The organism is Microbacterium sp. 13-71-7 (assembly GCF_002257455.1).
In the GTDB taxonomy this organism is placed as follows: Bacteria; Actinomycetota; Actinomycetes; order Actinomycetales; family Microbacteriaceae; genus Microbacterium.
Map to the genome: position 1 here is coordinate 1 of NZ_NCKN01000199.1, position 7,493 is coordinate 7,493.

Genomic DNA, 7,493 nt, shown 5'->3' on the forward strand with positions numbered 1-7,493 from the left:
GGTCAGGCGCCGTTCGCGCACGATGAACGCCGTGCCGATCGCCCACAGCGGCACCTGCGTGACGAACGCCCAGCGGAACGCGTCGAGCGTGTAGGTGGCGGGCGTGCCCGCGCCCTGCAGGTCGAGGGCGAGGCCGATCAGGAAGATCGCGATGAGCGCGGCCAGGAATCCGCCGCCGTTGACCACGCCCGTCGCCGTGCTGAGCCGGTGCTGCGGGTTGTGCGTGCGCGCATGGTCGAAGGCGACCATCGAGGCGGGCCCTCCGGTGGCGAGCGCGATCGCGAGCAGGATCAGCAGCCAGAGCGGCGCCTGACCAGGCCAGAGGATCACGGCGAGCCAGACCAGCAGCTGCAGGGCGATCGTCGGCAGGACGAGCATGAGCGAGCGGCTCGTCGGATGGCGGGCCGAGAGCGTGCCCAGCACCGGGCCGAACAGGATCCCGAACAGCACGTAGACCGTGGTCACGAGCGACGCCGCGCCGATCGAGAGGCCTTCGCCGTTGGTGAGGAACGGGATGCCCCAGAGCATCATGAACGCCGTGCCGGCGAAAGGCGTGGTGAAGTGCGTCCAGAACCCGAGGCGCGTGCCGGGATGGGCGAGCGCCTCGCGCAGGGTGACGCGCAGATCGGCCTGCGAGGTGACGACCCGGATCGCTCCGGTGTCGGTGTTCACCGAGACGTCCTCCGTGAGCTCGGGCGGGCGGTTGCGGATCAGGGCGAAGACGAGGACCGTGAACAGGACCCCGAGCCCCGCGAGGCTGCCGAACGTCACCGACCACGTCGTCGAGTGCAGCAGCAGCGGCAGGGGGAGGAGCGCGACCAGCTGCCCGAGCTGGCCGACGATGCCGGTCAGCTGAGCCATCAGCGGCCCGCGCTGCGCCGGGAACCAGATCGCGACGAGGCGCAGCACGCCGGGGAAGATCGCCGCGTCGCCGGCACCGAGGATCATGCGCGCCACGATCGCGACGCCCACGTTCGGCGCGAAGGCCATGACGAGCTGGCCGACGGCCATGAGCAGCATGCCCGCGACCATGATCGGCCGGGAGCCGTAGCGGTCCAGCAGAAGACCCACGGGGATCTGCATGAGTCCGTACACGGCGAGCTGCAGCACCGCGAAGAGGGACAGGGTCGACGCGTCGGCCTGGAAGAGGTGCGCCGCATCGACGCCGACCGCGGACAGCGAGGTCCGGTTGGTGATCGACAGCACGTAGGCGGACACGCCCACGATCCAGATCAGCCACATCCGCCAGGTCGGTGCAGGGGCGGGATTCACGGCTCTCCTCGGGATCGGCGGCGTCTTCGATCCTACGCCCGGTCAGGGCGCGGACCCGGCTGCCGCCCCTGCGGCGCCGGCCTCACACGGTGGAGGCGTCGAGCAGCCGGAGACCCCCGCCGTCCATCGCGAAGCGGTGCATCGACGCGTTCCCGAGACGCTCGCCCGGGGCGGGCAGCGTGCCGTCCGAGGCGTGTTCGAGCAGAGCCCGGATCACGCCGCCGTGCGTGCACACGAGCACCGACTCCACCCGGGGAGCGGAGCGCCGCCGCGCCGCGAGGTCGATCCGCGCGAGCGAGGCGAGCGCGCGGTCGGTCAGCTGCTGCACGGTCTCGGCGCCGGGCACGTCGTCGCTGCGCGCGCCGAACCGCTCGCGGTACTGGTCCCAGAGCAGGCCCTCGGCCTCACCGAACTCGTGCTCGCGCATCCCTGCGGTGATGAGCGGCGCGGGCAGTCCCCGCTCGCGGGCGATGATCTCCGCGGTCTCCCTCGCGCGGCCGAGCGGGCTCGCGTAGACGTGATCGAAGGCGACGCCCGCGAGTCGTGCGGCGGCGGTGCGCGCCTGAGCGCGACCCGTGTCGTTGAGGGGGATGTCGGTGGATCCCTGGATGCGGCCCTCCAGGTTCCAGTCGGTCTGGCCGTGGCGGATGAGGGTGATGAGAGTCACGTGAGCAGCTCCAGAAGGGCGGGGAGGACGAGGCTGGTGGAGGCGGCGATCGTCGCGGAGGCCCAGGCGTCGGCGCGCGTGGGTTCGAGGTTGACGATGACGATGGGCAGGCTGCGACGGCGCGCCCGCTCGATGATCCGGATGCCGGAGTTCACGACCAGGGAGGATCCGGCGACGACCAGCGCGTCTCCCGAGCGCAGCAGGGCCTCGGCGGTCGAGAAGCGCTCGGCCGGGATGTACTCGCCGAAGAACACCACGTCGGGCTTCAGTGCTCCGGTGCACACCGTGCAGACCGGAAGGAGGAAGCCCTCCGTGGTCTCCGGGCGCACGTCGCCGTCCGGCCCCAGCAGCACCTCGTCCGGGACGTCGAGCCAGGCGTTGCGCTCCTCGATCTGCGCGGCCACGGCGTCGCGCGAGAAGCTCTGTCCGCAGCGCAGGCACAGCACCGTCCGCATGGTGCCGTGCAGCTCGACCACGCGGGCGGATCCTGCGGCCAGGTGCAGGCCGTCGACGTTCTGCGTGATCGCGCCGACCGCGCGGCCGGCCCGCTCGAGTCCCGCGATCGCGCGGTGCCCCGGATTCGCGACGGCGGTGCCGAACGAGCGCCAGCCGAGGTGACCGCCCAGCCAGTACCGGCGCTGCGCGTCCTCCGAGCCGAGGAAGGTCTGCACCGTCATCGGTGTGCGGCGCGGCGTGGATCCGGCCCCGCGATAGGCGGGGATGCCCGAGTCCGTGGAGAGCCCGGCGCCGGTCAGGAAGGCGATGCGGCGATCGGAGAGGAGCTCTGCGACGGGTTCGAGCTGGGCGTGCAACGACAGGGTGCTGGTGTTCATCCGACCTCCCAGGCCGAGTCTACGGGCGGGACCCTGCGAGGCCGCCGAGCGGGCCGACGCACGGCCGGACGACCTGCGAGAGTGGATCCGTGCATGAGATCCGCATCGACGACCCCGCAGATGCCCGGCTCGACGACTACCGGGGGCTGACCGACACCGCTTTGCGTCTGCGCCGCGACGTCGACGGCGGACTGTACATCGCCGAATCGCTCAAAGTCATCGAGCGTGCCGTGACCGCGGGGCACCGCCCGCGCTCGGTGCTCACGCAGGAGCGCTGGCTGGACGGGCTGCGCGCGCTGTTCGGCGATGCCGAGGTCGAGGTGTACGTCTGCCCCGATGCGGTGGTCGAGGCGGCCGCGGGATTCCCGGTCCATCGCGGAGCGCTGGCGGCCATGCACCGCCCCGCGCTCCCGGCGCTGGGGGAGGTCGTCCGCGGTGCGCGCACGATCCTCGTCCTGGAGGATCTCGTGGAGCACCAGAACGTCGGATCCGCGTTCCGCGCGGCGGCGGCTCTCGGCGCCGACGCGGTACTCGTCTCGGCGCGCTGTGCGGATCCGCTGTACCGCCGCAGCGTCAAGGTCAGCACCGGCACCGTGTTCCAGGTGCCGTGGACGCGGTTCGACGGCTGGGACGAGCTGGCGCCGATCCTCCGCGCAGAGGGGATCCGGCTCCTCGCGCTCGCCCTCCGCGACGACGCCGAGACGCTCGATGCCTACGCCGCGCGTCGCCCGGAACGGGTCGCGCTCGCGTTCGGGTCCGAGGGGCCCGGTCTGACCGCCGAGGCGCTGGCGACGGCCGACGCCGTGGTGACCATCCCGATGAGCGGGGGTGTGGACTCGCTCAACGTCGCCTCGACCGCAGCCGTCGCACTCTGGGCGCTGCAGCATCCGCCGGCGGCGCGCCCCTGAAACCGGTCCGGGACGTGCGAGCGTTCCGGACGGCGTGCTCACTCGTCGTGCGGCAGCACCACGGGCATCGGCTCCGGGCGCTTGGCCTCGATCGTGTCGCCGGAGGACTGGTGGCGCAGGCGCCGCAGCACCCAGGGCACGAGATGCGTGCGCGCCCAGACCAGGTCCTCGTTGCGGGCCTCGCGCCAGGTGCGCACCGGGAACGGATCCGCGACCATCGGCTGCAGGTCGTTGGGCACGTTGAGCGCGCGCAGCACCATGCGGGCGACCTCATGATGCCCGAGCGGGTTCATGTGCAGCCGGTCGTCGGCGAAGAAACGCGGATCCTGGATGGTCTTCAGGCCCCACTGATCCGCCACGATGCAGTCGTACCGCTCGGCGATCGCCCGCACGTTCTCGTTGTAGATCGCGACCTTGCCGCGGAACGGACGGAACACGGGGGTGAAGTTCGTGTCGATGCCGGTGATCAGCACGATCGCGGCGCCGGTGCGCGACAGGCGCGTGACCATGTCGTCGAGCAGCACCGCGATCTCGTCCGGATCCGTGCCGGGGCGGATGACGTCGTTGCCGCCGGCGCACAGCGTGATCAGATCGGGGTTCAGCGCGATGGCGGGGGCGACCTGCTCGTCGCTGATCTGCGCGATGAGCTTGCCCCGCACGGCGAGGTTGGCGTAGGCGAAGTCCTCGCTCTGCGCGCCCAGGACCTCCGCCACACGGTCGGCCCAGCCGCGATGGCCTCCCGGCGCGCTCGGCTCCGGATCGCCGATCCCCTCGGTGAAGGAGTCGCCGATCGCGACATAGCGGTGCCACGGGTGCGGCGTCTCGTTGGGGACGTACGGGGTGCGCGGTTCGTGACCGGACATGATCCTCTCCTCCTCGCGGGCGCCTGTTCGGCGCGGCACAGCATCCGAGACTACTCGCGGATGGGCGGATCAGCCGCTGGTGTCGCCGTTCGTGCACGTCTGCTGTGCGGCGGTGCTGCCGCGTACGTTCTCCGACAACGCGACCGCGGAGGGCGCGGGCGTCGGCGCCGAGCTCGGAGTCGATGCGGCGCCGGCTCCCGGGGCAGGGGTGGCCGGTGGTGTACCCGGTTCGACCGTGACGCCGTCGTTCACGGTGTTCTGATGCGTGATCAGCACCGGCTGGTTCGCCGCGACGGCCGCCCAGAGCGTGTTCGCGGACGCGTCATCCGGCACGACGCGGTTGGGGTCCTGGGGGTCCGTCGCGTTCGGATACTGGATGAACGTGATGTCCGAGGGCGGCACGTCCTTCACGGCCAGGGCGAGCTGAAGGATCGTCGCGGGGTTCTTGAGCGTCGTGCTGGCCTCGAGGTTCGACAACGCGATCGTGGCGATCTTGAGCACCTCCGGCACGTTCGAGAGGACCTTTCCGCTCGTGAGCTGGCGGGCGAGGCTCGCCAGGTACTGCTGCTGGTTGCCGATGCGCGCGAGGTCGCTTCCGCTCACCAGGCCGTGCCGGGTGCGCAGGAACTGCAGCGCCTGCAGACCCTGGATCGTGTGCTCACCCGCGCTGAGGTCGAGACCCGTGTACGCGTCGTCGATCGGCGTGGCCAGGCAGACCTGTACTCCTCCGATCGCGTTCGTGATGTCGATCACCGTGCCGAAGTTGACCGCGGCGGCGAAGTCGACCTGCTGCCCGGACAGCGCCGACACGGTCTTGGCGACGCACGGCAGCCCGCCCTCGTCGTAGGTGGTGTTGATCTGCGCGGCGCTCTGCGCCGAGACCTTCGTGCCATCCTTCGCCGTGCACGAGGGGACGGGCACGATCATGTCGCGCGGGAAGCTCACGACCGTGATCCGCCGCGGGGTGTTCGAGACGTGCATGAGCACGGTGACGTCGTTGTTCACGCTCGAGGCGTCCGGGCCGTCGCAGCGCCCGGGGAACAGATCCGCGTACTTCGGCTCACAGGCGTCGATGCCGACGACGAGCAGGTTGAAGCCGTTCTTGTAGGCGCCGATGTCGGGCGCCGTCACGGGGCCGCCTTCGAGCTGCACGCTGTTGTGCGCCACCGCCGCGGTGAGGTCGCTGACCACATAGCCGACCACCGCGACGCCGCTCACCAGGACGACGGCGATCGCGATGCCGAGCGCGCGGAGCGCCCGCGTCAGAGCGCGGGGGCGTCGTGCAGAGCTGTGCTGGGCGATCGGGCGCGCCGAACGGTGTGGTGTCACGGAGATTCCTTCGGGCAGGGCGCTCCGAGTGGAATGCCGGATCGCACTCTAAAAGCGCCCGTGGTGGATCCCCTGAGCCGATCCCTTGGGATTGCTGAGACCGCCGCCGACGGATCCGACGCGCGCGGGAATGTCGGCCGCCTCGTCTATCGTGGAATCCCATGCTCTCCCCGTCCTTCCCTCAGCGCGCCCCTTGGGGTACCGCCGACAGGCTGAGGGCGTGGCAGCGCGAGGCGCTGGAGGAGTACTTTCGGATCCCGGAGCGCAAGGACTTCCTGGTCGCCGCGACGCCGGGCGCCGGCAAGACCACCTTCGCGCTCACGCTCGCGGTCGAGCTCCTGCACACGAACGAGATCGACCGCGTCATCGTGGTCGCGCCGACCGAGCATCTCAAGACCCAGTGGGCCGATGCCGCGGCGCGCGTGCACATCCGGCTGGATCCGCGTTTCCGCAACAGCCACTGGGCGCCGTCGCGGCAGTATCACGGCGTCGTGGTGACCTACGCGCAGGTCGCCGCGAAGTCCTCGGTGCACAAGCACCTCACCGAGGGCGGGCGCACGCTCGTGATCCTGGACGAGGTGCACCACGGCGGCGATGCGCTGAGCTGGGGCGATGCGATCCGCGATGCCTACGGCTCGGCCAAGCGGCGACTGCTCCTGAGCGGCACGCCTTTCCGCAGCGACACCGCGCCGATCCCGTTCGTGGACTATCTCCCCGACGAGTCCGGCGCTCGGGTCTCCAGCACCGACTACGCATACGGCTACGGGCGGGCGCTGCAGGACGGCGTCGTGCGTCCCGTGCTGTTCCACATGTATGCGGGCAAGATGCGCTGGCGCACGAGCGCCGGCGACGAGCTCGAGGCGCATCTCGGCCAGGACAACACGAAGGACGTCACCTCCCAGGCCTGGCGCACCGCGCTGGATCCGGAGGGGGAGTGGATGCCCGCCGTGCTCTCCGCGGCAGACCGCCGGCTCACCGAGATCCGCCAGCATGTGCCGGACGCGGGCGGCCTCGTGCTCGCGACCGATCAGACCGTCGCCCGCGCCTACGCCAAGATCCTGCACTCGCTCACCGGGCAGCGCCCCACTGTGGTGCTGTCCGACGACGCGACGGCGTCGGAGCGGATCGAGAAGTTCAGCGCCTCCGGCGACCGCTGGATGGTCGCGGTGCGCATGGTGTCGGAGGGCGTGGATGTGCCGCGTCTCGCGGTCGGCGTCTACGCCACGTCGTCCTCGACGCCGCTGTTCTTCGCGCAGGCGATCGGCCGCTTCGTGCGCGCACGCCGTCGCGGCGAGGCGGCGAGCGTGTTCCTCCCGAACGTCCCCGTGCTGATGAAGCTCGCGAACGAGCTCGAGAAGCAGCGCGACCACGCCCTGGATCGGCAGTCCAAGGACGAGGACGGCCTCGACGATTCGCTGCTGGAGAGCGCGAACCGCGAGGACGAGGCCTCGGACGCGCTCACCCAGGAGTTCAGCTACCAGGCGATCTCCTCGCTCGCGCACTTCGACCGCGTGGTCTTCGACGGCAAGGAGTTCGGCCAGCTCGCGGAACCGGGCACGCCGGAGGAGGAGGAGTTCATCGGCATACCGGGACTCCTCGAGCCCGAGCACGTGCACGAGCT

At 71.0% G+C, this 7,493-nt stretch carries 7 protein-coding genes; 2 read left to right on the forward strand and 5 right to left on the reverse strand.

From position 1 onward, the window contains the following. The 3 genes from B7X32_RS16145 to B7X32_RS16155 all read right to left on the reverse strand — a co-directional run. Positions 1-1,242, reverse strand: a 1,242-nt coding sequence (locus B7X32_RS16145; RefSeq protein ID WP_292721876.1) for an MFS transporter, incomplete at its 3' end; no start/stop codon positions are given. Between the two features lie 112 nt (positions 1,243-1,354). Beyond that, the gene (locus B7X32_RS16150) at positions 1,355-1,939 is read right to left on the reverse strand and encodes a histidine phosphatase family protein (RefSeq protein ID WP_292721861.1); all 585 of its coding nucleotides are present in this window, start codon (positions 1,937-1,939) and stop codon (positions 1,355-1,357) included. Next, positions 1,936-2,772 (reverse strand): Sir2 family NAD-dependent protein deacetylase, encoded by an 837-nt coding sequence (locus B7X32_RS16155; RefSeq protein ID WP_292721864.1) that lies wholly within the window; start codon positions 2,770-2,772, stop codon positions 1,936-1,938. The genes B7X32_RS16150 and B7X32_RS16155 overlap by 4 nt, the downstream gene beginning before the upstream one ends. Positions 2,773-2,861: 89 nt before the next feature. Here B7X32_RS16155 and B7X32_RS16160 point away from each other — a divergent pair, with 89 nt between their 5' ends. After that, complete coding sequence (locus B7X32_RS16160; protein WP_292721867.1) at positions 2,862-3,680, forward strand: RNA methyltransferase; 819 nt, start codon at positions 2,862-2,864, stop codon at positions 3,678-3,680. 38 nt (positions 3,681-3,718) lie between these two features. Here the strand turns inward: B7X32_RS16160 and B7X32_RS16165 are convergent, their stop codons facing one another. Both B7X32_RS16165 and B7X32_RS16170 read right to left on the reverse strand, forming a co-directional pair. Further along, positions 3,719-4,543, reverse strand: a complete 825-nt coding sequence (locus tag B7X32_RS16165; RefSeq protein WP_292721869.1) for an SGNH/GDSL hydrolase family protein — start codon at positions 4,541-4,543, stop codon at positions 3,719-3,721. Between the two features lie 69 nt (positions 4,544-4,612). Beyond that, the gene (locus B7X32_RS16170) at positions 4,613-5,872 is read right to left on the reverse strand and encodes an LCP family protein (protein ID WP_292721872.1); all 1,260 of its coding nucleotides are present in this window, start codon (positions 5,870-5,872) and stop codon (positions 4,613-4,615) included. Between the two features lie 161 nt (positions 5,873-6,033). Here B7X32_RS16170 and B7X32_RS16175 point away from each other — a divergent pair. Continuing rightward, positions 6,034-7,493 (forward strand): DEAD/DEAH box helicase (locus B7X32_RS16175; RefSeq protein ID WP_292721874.1); only part of this gene is annotated, 1,460 nt, incomplete at its 3' end.

Coding starts and splice junctions, on each gene's coding strand:
- B7X32_RS16165 (WP_292721869.1), bottom strand. CDS start 4,543: ATGTCCGGTCACGAACCGCGCACCCCGTACGTCCCCAACGAGACGCCG.
- B7X32_RS16155 (WP_292721864.1), bottom strand. CDS start 2,772: ATGAACACCAGCACCCTGTCGTTGCACGCCCAGCTCGAACCCGTCGCA.